We start from the raw sequence: 20,760 nt of genomic DNA on the forward strand, positions 1-20,760 counted from the left end.
GGGGCAGTGGAGGGCTACCTGGACGCGTTCATCGCATTCATGCGCGCCGAGCGGGGGCTGTCGGGCAAGACGGTGGACGCCTACGCGGCGGACCTGGGGGTGTACTTCGCGGACCTCAAGCGCCGGGGCATTGGCGACCTGCGGCGCGTCACGCCCGAGGACATCCTCGCCCACCTGGCGACGCTCGGGGCCCGGAAGCTGTCGCGCCGCAGCCAGGCGCGCCACCTGGCCGCCATCCGCGGCTTCCACCGCTTCCTCGTGGCGGAGAAGTACGTGGAGAAGGATCCCACCGAGGACCTGGACACCCCGCGCTCGGCGAAGAAGCTGCCCGTCTTCCTCACGCTGGAGGAGGTGGAGCAGCTGCTCGCCGCCCCCGACGAGAAGGACGCCACGGGCCAGCGGGACAAGGCCATGCTGGAGCTGCTCTACGCCACGGGGCTGCGCGTGAGCGAGCTGGTGGGCCTGGGGGTGAACGATCTCCAGTTGAGCGCCGGCTACCTGGTGGCCCGGGGCAAGGGCGCCAAGGAGCGCATCGTCCCGGTGGGCACCATCGCCGGGGAGAAGGTGCGCGCCTACCTGGAGAGCGCCCGGCCCGCACTGCTCGGCGAGCGACAGTCCCAGGCGCTCTTCGTCACCCTCCGGGGCGAGGGCTTCACCCGGCAGGGCTTCTGGAAGCTGCTCAAGCGCTACGCGCTCAAGGCGGGCATCCTCAAGCCCATCTCCCCGCACAAGCTGCGGCACTCGTTCGCCACGCACCTGGTGGAGCGGGGCGCGGACCTGCGCGCCGTGCAGGCCATGCTCGGCCACGCGGACCTGGCCACCACGCAAATCTATACGCATGTGAACAGCGCCCGGCTCCGGGCGGTGTATGACCATGCCCACCCGCGCGGGGACGACGTGCGGGGCCGGGGCGGCGGCGCCATTGGCGGCCGGGCTCCCACGCGCAAGCCTCCCCGCGGGGCATAGCCGCCGGCGTGGGGTGCACGCCCGGGCGCGGGTGTCCGGACGCCTCGCCCCCCGGGGCAAAGACAGACACAATCCCCAACGCTCGCCTCCGCTCCGGGGGCGGAACGCGGCGCGCGTGAACACTCGTCGGCCCTCGGAGGCCGGCTCGTCCTTTCCGCCCGGTCCCCGTTCATGCAATGACAGACTTCGACGGGAATTCCACCGGCGGCGCAGAACTGCGAGAGCACCATCCCCGTTGGTGAGACTGTGTTTGAATATCTGTCTTTGCGTCTTTTTCGGACTGCGCGCATTGAAAGACTATCGGTACAGTGGTTTTCGCTGTCACGGCCGCCGTGCACAGGGGCCCAGCCCGAAAGAGAAGGAGCGCGACATGAAATCCAAACGCAACATTCCGGGTTTCGTTCCAGGACGAGGACGAAGCAATGGTCGTGGGACGTTCTTCCTGGCCCTGGCGACGCTCGTGGCGAACGGGGGGTGCACGAGCAAGGATTCGCCCGCCGAGGGCGTCATCCCCTCCAAGGCCCCGGCCTCGCGCGCGGACAAGGTCGCGGAGCGCTGTGTGGTGCGGGCGCCCTTCGTGGGCAACTTCGAGCCCGAGGTGCAGTGGGCCTGGACGGGCAGCCCCACGCTCGCCGAGCACAAGCAGGTGATGATGACGCCCTCGGTGGTGGACGTGAACGGGGATGGCGTCCCGGACGTGATCTTCAGCACCTACGCGGGGGGCAACTACACCACCGACGGCGTGCTGCGCGCCATCAGCGGCAATGACGGCCACGAGTTGTGGGCGGTGTCGGATCCCACGCTGCGCGTGAAGGCCGCCGCCAGCATCGCCGCCGGTGACATCGACGGGGATGGCAAGGTGGAGATCTGCGGCGTGCCCGAGAATGGCCGCGGCGTCATCTGCTTCGAGCACGACGGCACCTTCAAGTTCCGCACCGCGCCGGGCGCCAACGACTACAACGAGTGGGGCGGGCCCTCGCTGGCGGACCTCGACGGGGACGGCACCGTGGAGATCCTCGACGGCAACCGGGTGTACTCCCACACCGGCGTGCTCAAGTGGGTGGGCTCGGACGGCATGGGCGGCGCCCAGGGCACCGGCCCCGTCTCCTTCGCGGTGGACATCGACGGGGACGGCAAGCAGGAGGTGGTCAACGGCCGGGCCATCTACCGGCACGACGGCACGCTCAAGTGCGCCAACACCTTCATCCCCCATGGCCTGGCGGGCGTGGCCAACTTCGACGCGGACCCCGCGGGCGAGGTGGTCGTCGCGGGCTACGGCAAGGTGAGCCTGTTGGATGACAACTGCGCGCTCTTGTGGACCCGGGACGTCCACGTGACGGGCCATCCGCAGAACGAGGCGGGCCACGGCGGCGCGCCCAACATCGCGGACTTCGACGGGGACGGCAAGCCGGACATCGGCCTGGCCGCCGACTGGAACTACACCGTCTACAAGTCGGATGGCAGCGTGTTGTGGACCCTGTCCACCCAGGACTACAGCTCGGGCCGCACCACCTCCACCACCTTCGACTTCGAGGACGACGGCAAGCTGGAGGTCATCTACAGCGACGAACTGCACCTGCGCATCCTCGATGCCGCCACGGGCACCGTGCGCTGGCAGATCAACAACAGCTCGGGCACCACGCACGAGTACCCCGTGGTGGCGGACGTGGACGCGGATGGCGCGGCCGAGCTGCTCGTCATCACCAACAACCACGCGCCCCCGGGCGGCACCAACGGCCTGCGCCTGTTCCATGACAAGAAGGAGGGCTGGGCGCGCGCCCGTCCCATCTGGAACCAGCACGCCTACTCGGTGACGAACGTCAACGACGACGGCACCATTCCCTCGCGCCCCACGGCGCACTGGCGCCACACGGCCCCGCTCAACCTCTTCCGCTCCAACGTGGCCAACTACCCGGCCAACGGGGACGGGGGCGTGCCGGCCGCGGATCTCACCGTCTCCGCGGTGACCACGTCGTGTGACGGCTTCGGCGCGCTGGTGCTCGGCGCCCGGGTGAGCAACCAGGGCGAGGTGCCCGTGCCCGCGGGCCTCAAGGTGTCCTTCTACCGGGGCAATCCCGCCGCGGGCGGCACGCTGCTCGGCGTGGCCACCCTGACGGACGCCGTGCCCGCGGGTGGCAGCGTGCTCGCCACCGTCTCCGTCACCACGCCCCTCACCGGCACCTCGGACGTGTGGGTGGTGGCGGACGATGACGGCGCGGGCAAGGGCCGCGAGACCGAGTGCCGCAAGGACAACAACGCGACCTCCGCCCCGAAGGATCTCACCTGCCGCCCCACGCCCACCAACAAGCCGCCCGTGGCGCTCTGCCGCGACGTCACCGTGGAGGCGGACGGCCAGTGCCTCGCGCGCTCCAGCGTGAACCACGGCAGCTATGATCCGGACAACGCGCCCTCGCCGCTCGTGGTGACCGAGGATCCCTCGGTGTCCTTCGGCCTGGGCAGCCACTCGGTGACGCTCACCGCGTGGGATGGCGAGGCCAACGCCTCGTGCGTGGGCACCATCTCCGTGGTGGACACGACGAAGCCGGCGCTCGAGTGCCCCGCCTCGCAGCAGCTCGACTCCTGCGCGGCCACGGGCGCCGTGGCCTCCTACACGCCCACGTCCGTGGACAACTGCGGCGGGGCCACCGTCAGCTGCTCGCACCCCTCGGGCGCCAACTTCCCCGTGGGCGACACGAACGTCACCTGCACCGCCCAGGACAAGTCCGGCAACACCAACTCCTGCCAGTTCAACGTGAAGGTGCGCGGTGACATCACGCCGCCCACGCTCTCGTGCCCCACCGCGCCGGTGCGGGCGAGCACCTGCGCGGCCGGTGGCACCCAGGTCTCCTTCACCACCTCGGCCACGGACACCTGCGGCGGGGCCACCGTCACCTGCTCGCGCGCCTCCGGCTCCAACTTCCCCGTGGGCTCCACGCCCGTCACCTGCACCGCGCGGGATCCCGCCGGCAACACCTCCTCGTGCGCCTTCTCGGTGGACGTGACGCAGGGGGCCGGGGGTGACGGCGACGGCGGCGGCGCGCCCATCCCTGGCGCCAGCAAGGGCCTGGTGCTCTGGTCGCCCAACTCGCGCTACGCCAACGTGTCCCTGTCCAGCTGCGCCGCCAACGCCACCGACGCGTGCGGCAACCCGCTGCCCCTGGACACCTACGGCCGCATCCTCTGGGTGTCCTCCGACGAGGACGAGGTCGACGAGGAGCGCGACGGCCTGCGCACCTGCTACGACATGGCCGAGCTGAACGCCTCGTCCGTGAAGCTGCGGGTCGAGCGCGCCAACGGCAACGGCAATGATCAGCGCAGCAACGGCCGCGTCTACACGGTGCACTACGCGGTGACGAGCAAGTCCGGCGCGACCACGCAGAGCACCTGCCAGGTCAGCGTGCCCAACAACCCGCTCCAGGCGGCGGTCGACAGCGGCACCCGCTTCTGCCTCGGCGCCGGGTGCCCGAGCGGCACGGCCATCGGCAGCCCCACGTGCAAGAAGTAGCCGTCCCCCAGGCCCGCGTGGCCTGAGTGACACCCGAGGACAGCGGGGCCCGGGAGCACACCGCTCCCGGGCCCCGCGTCGCGTGTCAGGGCACGGGCACGCGGTCGCCCAGCTTCTCGCGGCGGATGAGCAGCAGCTCGCGCACGATGATCTGCGCGGTGGCCATGAGCGGCACCGCGAGCACCGCGCCGATGATGCCGGCCAGCTCCCCGAAGAAGACGACCGCGAACAGGGTGAGCAGGGGGTTGACGTGCACGGTGCGCCGGAAGATGAGCGGCGCGAGCACGTTGCCCTCGAGCAGGCCGTACATGAGGAAGTAGCCGAAGACGGCCAGCGCCTTCCAGGAGCCCACCGTGGCGAGGGTGATGAGCGTGACGACGCCGCCGGCCACGATGGGGCCCGCGTAGGGCACCAGGCTGGAGAAGCCGCTGGCGATGCCCAGGGGCAGGAAGAAGGGCACCCCGAGCAGCGCCAGGCACGTGGAGGTGAGCGTGGTGTTGATGGTGCAGATGAGCACCAGGCCGCTCAGGTAGCCGCCCGTCGCGCTGTACACCTTGTCGAGCACGCCCTCGTAGCGGGGCCGACGCTCGGGCAGCGTCTGGGACAGCATCCGCTGCACCAGCCCGGGCCCGAACGCCAGCATGAACACGGTGAGGAAGAGGATGGTGACGAACGCGCCGAGCAGGCTGAACACGCCCGTCACGGCGTGCAGGGCGCTCACCGCCAGCGTGCCCGAGGCCAGCTCCGAGGGGTTGTCGCTCTGGCGTTTGATCTGCTGCAGGACGTTGAAGCGCGCGTCGATCATCTGGAAGGCGCGCGAGGAGCGGATCTTCTCCGTCAGCTCGGGGGCCTGCTCGGTCAGCGACTGGCCCTGGGTGACGGCGGCGGGCACCACGATGAGGCCCAGGGCGGACACGGCCAGCACCAGCGTGAGCAGCACCACCGCGATGGCGGGGCCCCGGCGGATGCGCGTGCGGCTCATCAGCAACACCACCAGGTGGTTGAGCGCCACGGCGATGAGCGCGGCGAGCCCGGTGAGGATGAGGGCGAACTCCGCCTTGATGACGAGCACCACCAACGCCGCGACCATCACCACGGCGAAGCACACCGTGAAGGCCGTCTTGAGGGTGACCTGCGAAGGTTGGCCTATCGACGAATCGCTTCCCGCCACGATGTCTTCCTCCCGCGCTTGACCGCGCACACCACCGCCACAGGGTGTGTCGTGCCAAGGGGGGCGGCAAAACGTATCGCCGCGCCCGCTCGGTTTCCCGCTCGATGCGTCCGGTGGTGGACGTCGCGGACAGGGTCAGTCGAAGGCGACGCAGGACAGGGAGTCGATGCGCAGCACGGCCTCCTGCTGGAAGCGTTGTTTGTACTCCTCGCGGATGGCGTTGATCTCCCCGGAGATCGCGGCGGAGCCGTCGTGCAGCAGCACGATGAGCTTGCTGGGCTCGTACACCAGCTCGCCCGTGTCCATGCGGTACTGGCCCCGGGCCTCGAGCACGGTCAGGCCATCCTTGAAGCGGGGCGTGACGACGGTGTCGACGAAGCCCTGGAACTCCGCGTCGGTGATGGGCGCGGCGTTGGCCCGGTCGAGACCGAAGAAGAGCTCCGTGCGGTAGAGCTCGTTGCCCACGGCGCACGTGGCCTGCTCGGGGCCACAGGCCGCGAGGGCCAGCGACACGGCGAGCACGAAGGGAAGGGGAGACGGGTTCATGCATCCAACTCCGGGGTGACGGGGGAAAATGCGCTTTACTCCGGTCCGGAGGATCTCCCATGGCCGGTTCATCTCGCAGGCGGTTTTTGTCCCAGGGCGCAATCGGATTGGTGGGGGCGGTGGCCGCCGCCCGGGCGGAGGGGGCGTCGTCCGATGCGGGCGTCCCGGCCTCGCCGCCCGGGGCCCCGCCCGCGTTCGGGACCGCGTCCGCGGTGGGGCCGGAGGTGACGGCGGCGAGCTTCGCCGCGGCCGGCCCGCTCCTGCAGGTGTCCCTCTCCCCGGAGGAGTGCGCCCAGGCGGCCAGCAACTGGCGGGGCATGATGGCGCCTCTCCTGGAGCGGCGCACGGGACCGCGCCGGGTGGCGCTGGAGCCGGAGCTGGCGCCCGCGTCGCGCTGGGAGCCGCTGCCGCCCGGGGGCAAGGTGGTGCGGGCCCAGGACCGGTTCGTGCGCTCCGCCAAGGGGGCGGCGGGGCCGCTGCCCACGCGGGACGAGGACATCGCCTTCGCGCCGCTCTGGCGGCTGTCGCGCTGGGTGGAGTCCCGGGCCCTGACGTCCGAGCGGCTCACGCGGCTGTACCTGGAGCGGCTCGGGCGCTTCGATCCGAAGCTCCAGTGCGTGATCACCCTCACGCCCGAGCTGGCGCTGGAGCAGGCCCGGCGCGCGGACGCGGAGATCGCCGCGGGCCGCTACCGGGGGCCGCTGCATGGCATCCCCTGGGGGGCGAAGGACTTGGTGGACACGGCGGGCATCGCGACGACCTATGGGGCCGAGCCCTTCCGGAATCGAGTGCCCACCACGGACGCGACGACGGTGGCGCGGTTGCACCAGGCGGGCGCGGTGCTCGTGGCGAAGCTGAGCCTGGGGGCGCTCGCGCTCAACGACATCTGGTTCGGCGGCGAGACGAAGAACCCGTGGCTCCTGGAGGAGGGGGCCTCGGGCAGCAGCGCGGGGCCGGGCGCGGCGGTGGCGGCGGGGTGCGTGGGCTTCGCGCTGGGCAGTGAGACGGGCGGCAGCATCGTCTCGCCCTCCATGCGCTGCGGGGTGACGGGGCTGCGGCCCACCTTCGGCCGGGTGCCGAGGACCGGGGCCATGACACTGAGCTGGTCACTCGACAAGCTGGGCCCCATGACGCGCGGGGTGGAGGACTCGCTGCTGGTGCTCGCGGCGCTCGCCGGGCCGGACGCGGGGGACGTGTCGAGCGTGCGCGCGCGGTTCGACTTCGACGCCAACGCCCCGGTGAAGGGCCTGCGCGTGGGCTATGTCCCCGCGTGGATGAAGGAGGCGCCGGCGACGGACGTGGACCGGGCCGCGCTCGCGGCGCTCGAGCGGCTGGGATTGAAGCCCGTGGAGGTGAAGCTGCCGGACTGGCCCTATGCCTCCCTGCAGGTCATCCTCTTCGCGGAAGCCGCGGCGTCCTTCGAGGAGCTGACGCTCGGGCACGGCGTGGACGCGCTGGGCATGCAGGTGCCCGACGCGTGGCCCAACCTCTTCCGCCAGTCGCGCTACCTGTCCGCGGTGGACTTCGTGCAGGCGGACCGGCTGCGGCGCAAGGTGGCCCAGGAGATGACGCGGGTGATGGGGGAGGTGGACCTGCTGCTCGTGCCCTCGCTGCGCGAGGAGATGCTCACCCTTTCCAACCACACGGGGCACCCGTCGCTCACGGTGCGCACGGGCTTCGTGGAGGTGTCCCAGGCCCGGAGTGACTGGGCGCCGAACCCCGCGAAGCCCCTGCCCACGTTCTCGCCGCCGCGCCGCGTTCCCCACGGCGTCACGCTGATTGGTCGGCTCTTCGACGAGGGGACCCTGGGCCGGGTGGGCATGGCCCTGGAGAAGGCCTCGGGCGTCGCGGACGCGCGGCCCCCGGGGTTCTGAGCCTGCGAGCCGCCGCTCGGGTCACAGATACGCGTTGAGGAACTGGGACAGGAGGTCCTTGGACGGCACGCCCTCCTTCACGGCCACGCGCTCGCCCCGCTTGAAGACCATCATCACCGGGATGCGCTGCACCCCCTGGGCCTGGGCGAGGGCGCGGTTCTCCTCGATGTTCAGTTTGGCGATGGTCAACTGGCCCGCGTAGTCCTCGGCGAGCTCGTCCAGGATGGGCGAGAGCCGATGGCAGGGACCACACCAATCCGCCCAGAATTCCACCAGGATGGGGCCCTCGTTCTTCAGCACGAGCGCATCGAAGCTGTTCTCGGACAGGTGAAGGATCTTGTCGCTCATGGCTGGCGCCCCGGGCTGGAAAGGTGCGCGCCGCCCGCCCCAATCGCGAGGGCCGGGACGGCGCGCCCCTGGATCAGGGGGTGACTTCCCGCACCAGCCTGGAGTCCCAGGGGCACCAGTGGGCGCCCGGGAGGAACGCGCCGCCCGCCTCGTCCAGGTGATCCTGCACGTACTGCATGTTGGCATCACAGACCTCGATGGCCATCATGAAGAAGCTGATGGTCGCCGGATCGAGGTGGAAGTCCCACTTGGGGTTGTAGGGCTGCCGACGCTTGATGAGCCGACCGTGGACGTGGATTTCGTTCTTCTCCTTCCCGGCGAGGATGTCCCGCGCCTTCTGGATCCTCGCCTCGTCGGTCACCTCGAAGATGAACTCCTGACCCTGTTGCTGCATGAATGCGAAATACGCCATGGGTGTCGCTCCTGTGACCGTCAAGGCTCGGCGTGAATGCCGATTCGTGAAGCGCGCGAGCTGTATGTCCTGGCGCGGGATGTCTCCATAGAGAATTTGTTGAATTGACTGGCACCCGCGAATGTGCGGAGGGCCGCTCCCTTGGAGGGACACGCAAGCCCATCCCACCCGCCACCGCGAGCGTCAGCCCACGACCACGGGCAGCCCGTAGGGGTTCGTCCTGGCGGGCCCGCTCGACGCGCGCGACTCCTGCTCCGTGCGCACCCGCGCCACGCCCGTCGCCATGAGGCGCCGCAGGGCGCGGTACGCCGCGAGCTCGCCCATGGCCGCGTTGCGCAACACCTCGCGCACGCTCCGGCTGTTGCGCAGCTTCGCGTGCAGGTACAGATCATCCGCCGTCAGGCTCGGCGGGAGCGGGCGGGGCAGGGGCTCGAAGCTCAACCGCCCATCCAGCGCGAGCACCTCCTCGGCCAGGGCCACCGTCAGCCGCACCTCGGCCTCCCGGTAGAGCGCGTGTGCCTCGGGAATGGGCGCGCGCTCCAGCGCCTGGGCGGCCACCGCCACCGCCTCCTCGTAGCGGCCCGCCTCCACCAGGCGCCGTGCCTGGGCGAGCAGCTCCGCCAGGCCCGCGTCCGCCGACACCACGGGGGCCTTGCACGGGGACAGCGCGCCCCGGCGGTAGAGCCGCAGCACCCAGCGCGCCGCGTGCACCGCGCCCTCGTTGGACGCCGCGAGCAGCTCCCCGAGCGTCCGGCCCTGCTCGGCCAGCCGCAAAAGCTGCTCTTCCTCGGCCGCCGCCGTCTCCACCAGGAACTCGCGCCGCGCCGCGAACGTCGTGTCCGGCCCCGCGAAGAGCGTCCAGAACACACTCCACTCGCGCAGCCGCGTGCGCGCGTCCCGGTGCAACTCCCGCAGGCCCAGCCGCGGCAGCGCCACCGCCTGGCCCTGACCCTGGAGCGCGGCGGGCCGCCCGGGGATGAACTCCACCTCGCCGGACTGCCAGCCATAGCAGTCGAAGAGCGCCTCGCGGGCCTTGTGCTCCATGGCCTCGATCAGGCGCGTGCGCTCCACCAGGCCGCGCTCCACCAGGAAGGCACCCAGTGGCACCCGCGCCGCCTCCGAGGCCTCGAAGGCCATGGCCGCGCGCGAGGCGTCCAGGATGCGCAGCCGGGCGAGCACCTGCCCGAGGTGCTCGCGCGGATCGCTCGAGCTCTCGCCCACGAGGTACCCATCTCGCAGGAAGAACTGGCGCCGCACGGCCGCTCGCTCGACCCTCAGCGTTCCTTCCACGCCCAGGGCGTCGAAGAACGCGGGCATCAACAATGTCAGACCATAGCTGGCCAGGCTGCCCTTGAAGCGCTCCATGGAAACCCAGGATAGCGGAGACCGAGGCTGTCCTCAACCCCCTGAATTCACGGGGAAATGGGTGTCACGGGCCCAACGTGCAAGCCGTCCTGGCGCCGGGGGAGCGGCCAGGCGGGCCTGAACGGAAGTGCCGCTTGCGCCCGCCGGAAAGTTGCAGGGTGGACGGGGGTGTGCGAACCACCACTGTCACCCTTTTCGATGGTGGGCGTGGAGCCTATGCGGATTCTATCGGGCGTGCAGTCCTCGGGACGACTGCACATCGGCAACTACTACGGCGCCATCCGGCAGTTCGTGCAGCTCCAGGAGGAGGGCGAGGCCTTCTTCTTCATCGCCAACTACCACTCGCTCACCTCCCTGCGCGACCCGAAGCTGGCCGAGGCCTATACGCGCGAGGCCGCCATGGCCTACCTGTCGCTGGGCCTGGATCCCAAGAAGGCGGTGCTCTTCCGCCAGAGCGACGTGCGCGAGGTGCTGGAGCTCTACTGGCTGTTGGGCACGGTGGTGCCCGTGGCCAACCTCGAGCGCGCCACCAGCTACAAGGACAAGATCGCCAAGGGCATCAGCGCGGACTTCGGTCTGTTCGCCTACCCGGTGCTGATGGCCGCGGACATCCTGCTCTACAGCCCGGACGTGGTGCCGGTGGGCAAGGATCAGATCCAGCACATCGAGTTCGCCCGCGACTGGGCGGTGAAGTTCAACCTCACCTACGTGCCGGGCTACGACCCGCAGGACCCCGAGGGCAAGGAGAAGGGCCACGCCCCGGGCCTGCTCAAGCTGCCCGCGGCGCGCGTGCAGGAGGACACCGCCACGGTGCCCGGCGTGGACGGACAGAAGATGTCCAAGTCCTACGGCAACACCATCGAGCTGTTCGGCGAGGAGAAGGACATCAAGAAGCGCATCATGGGCATCAAGACGGACTCCACGGCCGTGGAGTCGCCCAAGCCCACCGAGAACGCGCCGCTCTACGATTTGCTCAAGCTGATGGTGCCCCCGGAGCAGTTCCCCGAGGTGGACGCCTCGTGGCGCGCGGGCGGCAAGGGCTACGGCGACTACAAGAAGCTGCTCTTGGCCGCCTACCTGGAGGCGTTCGCCCCGGCGCGCAAGCGCTACGCGGAGCTGGCCAACGATCCGGCCGAGCTCGAGCGCATCCTCGCGGATGGCGCCGACCGGGCCCGTGCCGAGGCCGCGCGTCTCATGCAGCGCGTGCGCCGCGCCATGGGCGTTCCCTGAAGCCCTGGCCGTTGACGGACTTCACGTGAAGGACTCCAGGTGAGCACTGGCGGACGCCGCGACGACCTCCCCGTCGAGGAACCCCTCGATGTCGAGGCGGACGTCACCCGTGCGCCCGCCGGCGACGCCTTCCGACTCGCCCTGCCCAACTTCGAGGGTCCGCTCGACCTGCTGCTCCACCTCATCAAGGAGCACCGGCTCGACATCCTCGACATCCCGCTGGCGCTCGTGACCGAGAAGTACCTCGAGTACCTGGAGCGCATGCGGGAGATCAACCTGGACATCGCCGGTGAATTCCTGGTGATGGCCGCCACGCTCGCCCACCTCAAGAGCCGCATGCTCCTGCCCCGGCAGGAGACCGCGGACCAGGGCGGGGTGGTGGACGCCGTGGCCGAGCTGCAGCAGGAGGACGTGGGCGATCCGCGCGAGGAGCTCGTCCGCCGGCTGCTCGAGTACCAGAAGTACAAGGACGCCGCCGAGCAGCTCGCGCGCCAGGATCTGCTCGACCGGGACGTCTTCCCGCGCCGCGTGCCCGTGGAGGCGGTGCCCATCCCCGAGGAGGAGGTGGGCCTGCAGGAGTTCAGCGTCCTCAAGCTCATCGAGGCGCTGGACCGGGTCATGGAGCGGCTGGCGCCCAAGCTCCAGCACGAGGTGGTGCGCGAGAAGGTGAGCCTGTCGGAGGCCATGCAGCGCATCGCCCAGCGGATCAAGGAGGCGGAGGCGGGAACGTGCACCTTCGCCAGCCTGTTCGACGAGACACGCACCCGCCAGTCCGTGCTCATCACCTTCCTGGCCCTGCTGGAAATGGTGAAGCGCCGCCTGCTCAAGGTGCGGCAGGACGAGCCCCTGGCCGACATCTTCCTCACGCCCAATGGCGACGCCCTGGAGCGGCTGTTGCCCACGGAGGTAGACGAGAGTGAGTACCGGTAACCCTGGAGACCCCGGGGAGGAGAACGACGACGGGCTCGAGGACAAGCCGCCGCGCGCCTCGGGCGGGCCCAGTCCCTTCACCGAGGAGGAGATCGCCGCCGTCACCGGCCCGGGTGACCCGGACGAGCTGGAGGACTCGGAGACGGCCACCATCGAGGCCGACGAGGCCCCGGATCTCCACACCTCCTTCGACAAGCTCGTCCAGAAGAGCCGCAACCTCTCCGCGGAGCGCGTGCGCACCGTGGTGGAGAGCGTGCTCTTCGTGGCCGACAAGCCCCTGGACCTCCACCAGCTCTACGAGGCCACCGGCATCGACCGGGAGAAGATCCAGGAGGCGCTCAACCAGATCTCCGGCATCCACCGCGACGGCATCAGCGGCCTGGTGCTCTATGAAGTCGCCGGCGGCTGGCAGTTCCGCACGGATCCCCATTCCGCGGAGTACGTGCGGCGTTATCTCCGGGTGAAGCCCCAGCGCCTCACCCGCGCCGCCGTGGAGACGCTCGCCATCATCGCCTACCGCCAGCCGGTCACCCGGCCCGAGGTGGAGGACATCCGCGGCGTGGACTGCGGCGCCGTCATCAAGGCGCTGCTCGACCGCAAGCTCATCAAGATCCTCGGCAAGAAGGAGGAGGTGGGCCGCCCCATGCTCTACGGCACCAGCCGCGAGTTCCTGGAGTTCTTCGCCCTCAAGGATCTGTCGGCCCTGCCCACGCTCCGGGAATTCCACGAGCTGACCCAGGAACATCAAGAGATTGTGGAAAAGGAGCGCCCAGCGGTCCCCGGCGCCAGTGGTACGGTGGAGGCGTTGGCGGATCCGGAGTTCCAGAAACGGATGGACAAGAGCGTGGCGGCGTCGGAGGCCGCGCTCGCGGAGTTGGAGGAAGCCATGAATGCCGCGGACATCACGCAAAAGGCCGCCACCAATCTCTTGAACCCGACCCCCCCGCCCACCGAGGGCGAACCGGGGTCCGAGCCCGCATAGCCGGGCGGAAGGTGTAGGACATGGCAGAACGTTTGCAGAAGTACCTGGCCCGCGCGGGAGTGTCTTCGCGCCGGCACGCCGAGGAGCTCATCACCAGTGGCCGCGTGACGGTCAACAACGAGAAGGTGACCGAGCTGGGCTCCAAGGTGGAGCCGGGGGACCTGGTGGGCGTGGATGGCTCGCTCGTCACCCCGCCCGAGCAGTCCTCGTACTACCTGCTCTACAAGCCGGTGGGCGTCGTGACGACGCTGTCGGATCCCCAGGGCCGCCCCACGGTGGCCAACTACCTGGAAGAGACGGGCAAGCGGCTGTTCCCCGTGGGCCGGCTGGACTACGACGCCGAGGGCGCGCTGCTCATCACGGACGACGGGGCGCTCGCGCACAAGCTCACGCACCCGAGCTTCCAGGTGCCGCGCACGTACCTGGCCAAGGTGAAGGGCACCCCGGACGCGGCCACGCTCGAGAAGATGCGCGGCGGCGTGCGGCTGGAGGACGGCATGGCCACGCCCGTGTCCGTGGAGGTGTTCGAGCGGGCCGAGCGCAACACCTGGCTGACGATCGTGGTGGCCGAGGGCCGGCCGCACCTCATCAAGCGCCTGTGCGCCGCGGTGGGCGCGCCCGTGGTGCGCCTGTACCGTCCGTCCTACGGCGGCGTGTCGGTGGATGGCATGCGGCCCGGTGAGCTGCGGCCGCTCGGCGACAACCAGGTGCGCCTGCTGCAGGACGTGGCGGACGGGAAGACCTCGCCCACCGAGCGCGAGCTCAAGCTGCCGCCCCGGCGCCATGGCCGGTCGGCCCCGGGCTTCGAGGCGGCGGACGATGAGGACGATGACATCGCGACCGAGCACGTGCCCGCGCTGGCGCCGTCGCGTCCGGCGCGCAAGCCCGCGCGGGGCGCGGCCGCTCCGGCGCGAGCCGCGGCGGGAGGTCCTCGGGGCGAGGGCGGTTCTCGCCCCGCGTTCCGGAGCGCGACGGGGGGCCGGGCCGAGCGCAAGACCTGGACGCCTCGCGAGGACGAGCAGGAGGAGTTGCCCCTCGGTGAGGAGAGCAGCGAGGCGCCGACGGAGCGGGCGCAGCGGTCGGTCCGCAAGAGCTTCAGCATGAACCGCGACGAGCGTCCGGCCCGCAAGACCTTCGGTGCGGATCGCCCCGAGCGGCCCGCCCGCAAGAGCTTCGGCGCGGACCGTGACGAGCGGCCTGCTCGCAAGACCTTCGGTGCGGATCGCCCCGAGCGGCCCGCCCGCAAGAGCTTCGGCGCGGACCGTGACGAGCGGCCCGCCCGCAAGACCTTCGGCGCGGATCGCCCCGAGCGGCCCGCTCGCAAGACCTTCGGTGCGGATCGTGACGAGCGTCCTGCCCGCAAGACCTTCGGTGCGGACCGTCCCGAGCGTCCTGCTCGCAAGAGCTTCGGCGCGGACCGTGACGAGCGTCCTGCCCGCAAGACCTTCGGTGCGGACCGTCCCGAGCGTCCTGCTCGCAAGAGCTTCGGTGCGGACCGTCCCGAGCGTCCTGCTCGCAAGACCTTCGGTGCGGACCGTGACGAGCGTCCTGCCCGCAAGACCTTCGGTGCGGACCGTCCCGAGCGTCCTGCTCGCAAGAGCTTCGGCGCGGACCGTGACGAGCGGCCCGCTCGCAAGACCTTCGGTGCCGACCGTCCCGAGCGGCCTGCCCGCAAGAGCTTCGGCGCGGACCGTGACGAGCGGCCCGCTCGCAAGACCTTCGGTGCCGACCGTCCCGAGCGGCCTGCCCGCAAGAGCTTCGGCGCGGACCGTGACGAGCGGCCCGCTCGCAAGACCTTCGGCGCGGATCGCCCCGAGCGGCCCGCTCGCAAGAGCTTCGGCGCGGATCGCCCCGAGCGGCCCGCCCGCAAGAGCTTCGGCGCGGACCGTGACGAGCGGCCTGCCCGCAAGACCTTCGGTGCCGACCGTCCCGAGCGCAAGTCGTTCGGCTCGGATCGTCCGGCCCGCAAGCCCTTCGGGGCGGGGCGGCCCGAGCGGGAGGCCCGGTCCGAGAGTCCGTCCTTCGGCTCGAACCCCAGCGCCGAGCGCCGGGTGCCCGCGCCGAAGCCGCGCACGGAGCGCCGGGAATGGTCGCCTCGCGGTGGTGGGGATGCGCCCCGCGGCCGGGGCGGCCCCCGCAAGGGTCGCTGAGCCTTGGGCGGTGACGCGCGCCGCTGATATAAGCGGGCTCTGGAATCTTCCGCTTTTCCATTCCGGAGCCCGATGAGAACCAGCGCGCGTCACTTCTTCATCACCCTGGCCCTCCTCGGCATCGCCGGTTGCAGTGGCAACCGGGATCAGCTCCTGGCGGATCTGCAGAGCCCTCGCCCGGAGGTCCGGGCCCTCGCCGTGAAGAAGCTGGCCGAGGAGTCGCAGTCGGACGACCTCCCGCTCTTCACGCGCGCGGCCAAGGACATGGCCGCCATCGTCCGAGGCGAGGCCGCCGTGGCGCTCGGCAAGAGCCAGGATCCCCGCGTGGTGGATCTGCTCGGCGAGCTGCTCGAGGACTCCGACGTGGACGTCCAGGGCAAGGCCGCCATGGCCCTGGCGCAGGTGAAGAACGACAAGGCCAAGGGCTACCTCACGCTGCAGTACGGCCGCCGGGGTCGGCAGACGCGTCAGGTGATCGTCGAGGCGCTCAAGCAGGCCAACGTCCCCGGCGCCATGGCCGAGGTCGTCGCCGCCGAGTCCAAGGGCATCTGGAACCGCAACCTGCTCACGCTCGGAGAGGGCTCGCTGCCCGAGCGCGTGGGGGCCGCCGAGGAGCTGGGCAAGAGTGGCCGGGGCGAGGCGTTCACCCGGTTGATGCCGCTGGTGCGTGACAGCCAGGTCGTGCTCGCCGCCGCGGCGGTGCGGGGCCTGGGTGACCTGGGCGACAAGCGCGCCACCGCCGCCATCCTGCCCCTGCTCGACGAGAGCTTCCCGGAGCTGCGCGAGTCGGCCATCACCGCGCTCGTGCGGCTGCAGGAGCCCCAGGCCACCGCCCAGCTCCAGGCCGTGGCGGTGGACAAGGGCGCCGTGAGCCCGCTGGCCATCGACGCGCTGCTCGAGCTGCCCCGGCAGGCCACCACCGACGCGGCCCTGTGCACCGTGGCGCTCGACGCCGTGGCCGTGGACGCGGTGCGCGCGGCGCGCGCCATGCGCGAGCGGGGCGGCTGTCCGCTCGAGCCCATCGCCGAGCGGCTCTCGCGGCCGTCCTCCGCCTCGGGGGGACTGCAGGCCGTGGTGGGCCTGGGGCCCTCGGCCAAGGAGCTGCTGCCCAAGGTGCTGCCCTGGCTCACCCAGGGCGAGGCGCCGCTGCGCACGCTCGCCGTGGACGCCGTCGCGGCCATCGGTGATGCCTCGGCCACGCCCGCCCTCCAGAAGGCCTATGCCCAGGAGCTCGCGGCGGTGCAGGCCCTGCGGCAGGACTGGGTTCCCCAGGCGCTGCCGGAGACGTACGGGGTGGGGTTCGATCCCAACGCGCCCGTGCTCGGGGAGGAGAACAACCCGATGCGCAAGAAGAAGGAGCGGCACGCCACGCTCATGTCCCGGGTCAAGGCGCTCAACCAGGCCAAGTCGCGCGAGCTGGGCCGCCCCACGGTGCAGCCGCGCGTGCCCACCGAGCTGTTCGACGACGTGGAGCCCCTCCGGCTGGAGCCGCTCGCGGCGCTGCTGCGCGCGCTCGGCTCGCTCAAGACGCCCGACGCCATGGACGTGCTCAAGGGCTTCGCGGGGGACTCCAGCGTGACGCTGCGCACGGCCGCGCTGGTGGGGCTCACGCGGCTGGGGCCCGAGGGCGTGGCCGTGGCCAGCGGGGGCATGTTCGAGTCCGACCGCGAGCTGCTCAAGGAGCTGGCGCGGGCGCTCGCCGAGCAGGGGGAGGCGGGACAGACCGCCCTGGTGAAGCTGCTGCCGCAGGTCGGCGGCGAGAAGCTGGTGCTGCTCGATGCGCTCATGCGCGGCGCGGTGCCCCCGTCCGCCGCGCCCGCGCTGCGCGAGGTGGTGGAGCAGGGCGGACCGGAGTCCGTGCTGGCCGCCACGCTGCTGGGCCGGATCAAGGCCCGGGAGGCCGTGCCCACGCTCGTCAAGGCGCTCAAGGATCCGAGCAGTCCGGGCCGCCGCGAGCTGCTCACCGCGCTGGGCGAGATGGGCGACGGCTCCGTGTCCGACGTGGTGGCGCGCGACCTGTACCATGATCTGCCGGAGATCCGCGCCGCGGCCGCCTCCGCGCTCGCGCGCATGGGCACGCGCACCCCCGCCGTCTCCGAGGCCCTGGATGCCCTCAAGGGCGACTACTACCGCCGGGTGCGCGAGAGCGCCGAGGCGGCCCTGGCCAAGACGGTGACCGCGACGGAGGGCTCGCGCTGAACGGGCCCGGCGCGGCCCCGGACGTCGGCCGCGCGACGCATGTCCGGCCGGCGGCGCCCGGCCCGTGTCACTCAGCCCACACCGTCCTTTAGGGCCTGGGCGGCGATCCGGTGTATGGCTGGGGAATGACGCGACACGCATTGCTTGGCCTCGTGGCGTTGTTCCTGGTGGGATGTGCCTCCCAGCGGCTGGCGGGCCGGGAGCTCGACGTGGTGAAGCGGCCCGCCTTCATCTCGCGCATCGAGCTGGACGCCGGTCCCCACAGCCTCGTGTTCCGCGAGGACGACTCCTACCGGGAGAAGCTCAAGAAGCTCGAGCCGAAGGAGGCGGACCGCCGGCTGCAGTCGAAGCTGGCCTCCTCGGTGACGCGCTTCGAGGTCTCCGAGCGCCTCCGGGTGACCACCTTCCGGCAATTGCCCCGCGAGCAGCCGTGGCTCAACGCGGTGGACCCCGCCCGGGTGGCCTCGGTGCTGGAGAGCTTCCTGGTGGAGGAGGTCCCGGCGAACGCCCCGGACTACGATCTGCTCGCCCCGCTCGGCACGGACGCGGTGGTGGAGTTCGTCATCCAGGACTACGGCATGCGCAGCAAGAAGGGCCGCGCGGGGGCGTACGTGCGCGGCTACACCCGCATGTTCTGGCTCAAGAACAAGCGGGAGATCTGGCGTCACCCCTTCGGCGTGGACCGGGTGGAGCAGGGCGCCGAGACCCTGGATCCCTTCAAGGTGGGCAAGGAGCCCTCCCTGTTCCGCCAGGCCATGACGGAGATGCTCGACGAGCTGTCCACCGAGTTCGCCCAGGAGATGACCCCGGACGATCGCCAGGAGGCCACGCCCGTGGTGCCGGACGCCGGACCGGAGGCCGACGCCCAGGGACGCGAGCGGCCGTTGCAGCAGAAGCCCGAGCCCCCCGAGCCCGCACCGGGCGAGCTGCCGGATCCCGACTCCTGACGGCTGTGTCGGCCAAAGGACGCCGAGGCCTGTCCTCGGCCTGGGGGACACAAGACGCCGGGCCAGGGGGGGTGACACAGTGGGCTACATGGCTTCCGGCGGACGAGAGTCTCAGGCCGAGGTGTCCTGGCTCGTGGGGGGCGGGGAGCTGGGGGCGCTCATCCGCGCCCGGGACTGGTCCCAGACGCCGCTCGGGCCGCTCGCCAGTTGGAGCGCCAGTCTGCGCCTCGCGGTGACGCTCTGTCTGGGCTCGATCGCGCCCATGGAGATCCTCTGGGGTCCCGAGCTCATCCAGCTCTACAACGATGGCTGTCGGCGGCTGCACGGACACCGGCACCCGGCGGCGCTGGGCCTGGGCTTCCGCACGCAATGGGCACGGGACTGGCCAGAGGCCAACCACCTGCTCGACCGCGCGCTCGGCGGCGAGCCCCTCCAGGTGGAGGACGCGCGCTTTCTGCCGGACCACGCCGTGTCGATGGTCCCCCTGCGCGACGAGTGTGGACGGGTGGCGGGGCTCGCGCTGTCGTTCCTGGCGCGCACGGAGCGCGACTCCCGGTGGGTGACGGACTTCCATCGCGAGCAATTGCGCCGGCTGCTCGGCCGCGCGCCCGCGGCCATCATCGTCTTGAGCGGGCCGGAGCTGGTGCTCGACTTCGTGAACACGAACTTCGCGGCGCTCGTGCCCCGCCGCCCCCTGTTGGGGCGGCCCCTGCTGGACGTGTTTCCCGAGTTCCGGGGGCAGTCCTTCCTCCAGCAGCTGAGCGCCGCCTACCGCGACGGCGTGGACTTCACGGGCGTGGAGATGCCGGTGCGGGTGGATCCGGAGCGCACGGGGGTGCTCGAGGATCGCTACCTCAACTTCTCCTGTCAGCCCATCAAGACGCCCGACGGCCGGGTGGAGTCCATGCTCATCGCCCTGTTCGACGTCACCGGGTGGAACCAGGCCCAGCGCGAGCGCGAGGCCCTGCTGCGCAGCGAGCAGACCGCGCGCGCGGAGGCGGAGAACGCCAACCGGCGCAAGGACGAGTTCCTCGCCCGCGTGTCCCATGAGCTCGCCACGCCCCTGCTGAGCATGCGGTTGTGGCTCGACGTGCTCCAGGCCGACCCGCGGCGCACGTCGGAAGCCCTCGCGTCCCTGCGGCAGAGCACCCAGGTCCAATCCACCCTCGTGCATGATCTGCTCGACACCACCCGGGCCCTCAGCGGCAAGCTGAGCGTGTCGCTGGAGGCGTGTGAGCCCACCGAGCCCCTGAACGCGGCCCTCGCGGACATCCGCCCCATCGCCGCGCGCAAGGGCGTGGCGCTCCACGTGACGCTGGAGGAGACGGGGCTCGTCCTGGGGGACTCGGAGCGGCTGCACCAGGTGGTGTGCAACCTGCTGTCCAACGCCGTGAAGTACACGCCGCCCGGAGGCCGGGTGTTCGTGCACCTGCGGTCCGACCGGGAGCAGGTCCTGCTCACCGTGCGGGACACGGGCAAGGGCTTTCCCGCCGAGTTCGCGCCCCTGCTCTTCGAGCCCTTCCGTCAGGAGGAGGAGGGGACGACCCGCACCCATGGGGGCCTGGGGCTGGGGCTGTCCATCGCCCGGCAATTGGTGGAGCTGCATGGCGGGCGCATCGACGCGTCCAGTCCCGGCCCGGGCCAGGGCGCCACCTTCACCGTGCGCCTGCCCTGCATGACGGACGTGCCGGACGGCGTGCCCCTGCCGCCCCCCCATGGCATCGAACGGCGGCTCGCGGGCTCACGGCTGCTGCTGGTGGAGGATGATCCGCTCACGGGCCTGGCGGTGCGCTCCGTGCTCGAGCAGCACGGGGCCCAGGTGCTCGTGGCGGAGAGCGCCGCCATCGCCCTCGAGGTGCTGCGCCGCACCCGGGTGGACGCCATGCTGTGTGACATCGCCATGCCCGGGGAGGACGGCTACGGCCTCATCCGCAAGGTGCGCGCCCTGGAGTCCCCCACGCGCCAGCTGCCCGCCGCCGCCTTCACCGCCCACATGCGCGAGGAGGATCGCGCCCGCTCCCTCAGGGCGGGCTTCCAGCTGCACATCGCCAAGTCCGTGGACGCCGCGCAGCTCGTCACCCAGGTCCACTCGCTGCTGACCGGGTTTCCCTGGACGCTCTGAGCCCGGCGGGTGC

15 protein-coding genes are annotated in these 20,760 nt (G+C 71.2%); 10 read left to right on the forward strand and 5 right to left on the reverse strand.

Annotated features, from left to right (window positions below):
* The first annotated feature begins 6 nt into the window (after positions 1-6).
* Positions 7-966, forward strand: a complete 960-nt coding sequence (gene xerD / locus I3V78_RS21780; protein WP_204496743.1) for a site-specific tyrosine recombinase XerD — start codon at positions 7-9, stop codon at positions 964-966.
* A gap of 370 nt (positions 967-1,336) precedes the next feature.
* Positions 1,337-4,471 carry an HYR domain-containing protein gene (locus I3V78_RS21785; RefSeq protein WP_204490380.1) on the forward strand — a complete coding sequence of 1,045 codons (3,135 nt, stop codon included), beginning with the start codon at positions 1,337-1,339 and terminating at the stop codon, positions 4,469-4,471.
* Between the two features lie 85 nt (positions 4,472-4,556).
* Here the strand turns inward: I3V78_RS21785 and I3V78_RS21790 are convergent, their stop codons facing one another.
* Together I3V78_RS21790 and I3V78_RS21795 are read right to left on the reverse strand one after the other, a co-directional pair.
* Positions 4,557-5,642, reverse strand: coding sequence for an AI-2E family transporter (locus I3V78_RS21790; RefSeq protein WP_338023701.1), 1,086 nt, complete (start codon positions 5,640-5,642; stop codon positions 4,557-4,559).
* Positions 5,643-5,777: 135 nt separating this feature from the next.
* Positions 5,778-6,188 (reverse strand): DUF3574 domain-containing protein, encoded by a 411-nt coding sequence (locus tag I3V78_RS21795; RefSeq protein WP_204490381.1) that lies wholly within the window; start codon positions 6,186-6,188, stop codon positions 5,778-5,780.
* A 119-nt stretch (positions 6,189-6,307) separates the two neighbouring features.
* Here I3V78_RS21795 and I3V78_RS21800 point away from each other — a divergent pair, with 119 nt between their 5' ends.
* A complete protein-coding gene (locus I3V78_RS21800; protein WP_338023702.1) occupies positions 6,308-8,062 on the forward strand; it encodes an amidase in 1,755 nt (584 codons plus the stop codon).
* Between the two features lie 21 nt (positions 8,063-8,083).
* On the opposite strand, the gene trxA is transcribed toward I3V78_RS21800, so the two are convergent.
* The 3 genes from trxA to I3V78_RS21815 all read right to left on the reverse strand — a co-directional run bounded on the left by trxA (position 8,084) and on the right by I3V78_RS21815 (position 10,187).
* A complete protein-coding gene (gene trxA / locus I3V78_RS21805; protein ID WP_204490383.1) occupies positions 8,084-8,410 on the reverse strand; it encodes a thioredoxin in 327 nt (108 codons plus the stop codon).
* 73 nt (positions 8,411-8,483) lie between these two features.
* Positions 8,484-8,822 (reverse strand): BP74-related protein, encoded by a 339-nt coding sequence (locus tag I3V78_RS21810; protein ID WP_204490384.1) that lies wholly within the window; start codon positions 8,820-8,822, stop codon positions 8,484-8,486.
* 183 nt (positions 8,823-9,005) lie between these two features.
* On the reverse strand, positions 9,006-10,187 hold the full coding sequence (locus I3V78_RS21815) for a DUF4388 domain-containing protein (protein ID WP_204490385.1): 1,182 nt from the start codon (positions 10,185-10,187) through the stop codon (positions 9,006-9,008).
* 216 nt (positions 10,188-10,403) lie between these two features.
* On the opposite strand from I3V78_RS21815, the gene trpS reads away from it, so the two are divergent.
* From trpS to I3V78_RS21850, 7 genes are all read left to right on the forward strand, one after another.
* On the forward strand, positions 10,404-11,417 hold the full coding sequence (gene trpS, locus I3V78_RS21820; protein WP_204490386.1) for a tryptophan--tRNA ligase: 1,014 nt from the start codon (positions 10,404-10,406) through the stop codon (positions 11,415-11,417).
* A 39-nt stretch (positions 11,418-11,456) separates the two neighbouring features.
* Positions 11,457-12,347 (forward strand): segregation/condensation protein A, encoded by an 891-nt coding sequence (locus tag I3V78_RS21825; RefSeq protein WP_204490387.1) that lies wholly within the window; start codon positions 11,457-11,459, stop codon positions 12,345-12,347.
* Complete coding sequence (gene scpB, locus I3V78_RS21830) at positions 12,334-13,329, forward strand: SMC-Scp complex subunit ScpB (RefSeq protein WP_204490388.1); 996 nt, start codon at positions 12,334-12,336, stop codon at positions 13,327-13,329. The genes I3V78_RS21825 and scpB overlap by 14 nt, the downstream gene beginning before the upstream one ends.
* A 20-nt stretch (positions 13,330-13,349) precedes the next feature.
* Positions 13,350-15,479, forward strand: coding sequence for a pseudouridine synthase (locus tag I3V78_RS21835; protein WP_204490389.1), 2,130 nt, complete (start codon positions 13,350-13,352; stop codon positions 15,477-15,479).
* 72 nt (positions 15,480-15,551) lie between these two features.
* Positions 15,552-17,678: a HEAT repeat domain-containing protein gene (locus I3V78_RS21840; protein ID WP_204490390.1), complete on the forward strand. Its 2,127-nt coding sequence runs from the start codon at positions 15,552-15,554 to the stop codon at positions 17,676-17,678.
* Between the two features lie 125 nt (positions 17,679-17,803).
* A complete protein-coding gene (locus I3V78_RS21845; RefSeq protein WP_204490391.1) occupies positions 17,804-18,625 on the forward strand; it encodes a hypothetical protein in 822 nt (273 codons plus the stop codon).
* A 121-nt stretch (positions 18,626-18,746) separates the two neighbouring features.
* Complete coding sequence (locus I3V78_RS21850) at positions 18,747-20,747, forward strand: ATP-binding protein (protein WP_204490392.1); 2,001 nt, start codon at positions 18,747-18,749, stop codon at positions 20,745-20,747.
* Positions 20,748-20,760 lie beyond the last annotated feature (13 nt).

The sequence above is a fragment of the Archangium primigenium genome, from assembly GCF_016904885.1.
GTDB classification, from domain to species: domain Bacteria; phylum Myxococcota; class Myxococcia; order Myxococcales; family Myxococcaceae; genus Cystobacter; species Cystobacter primigenius.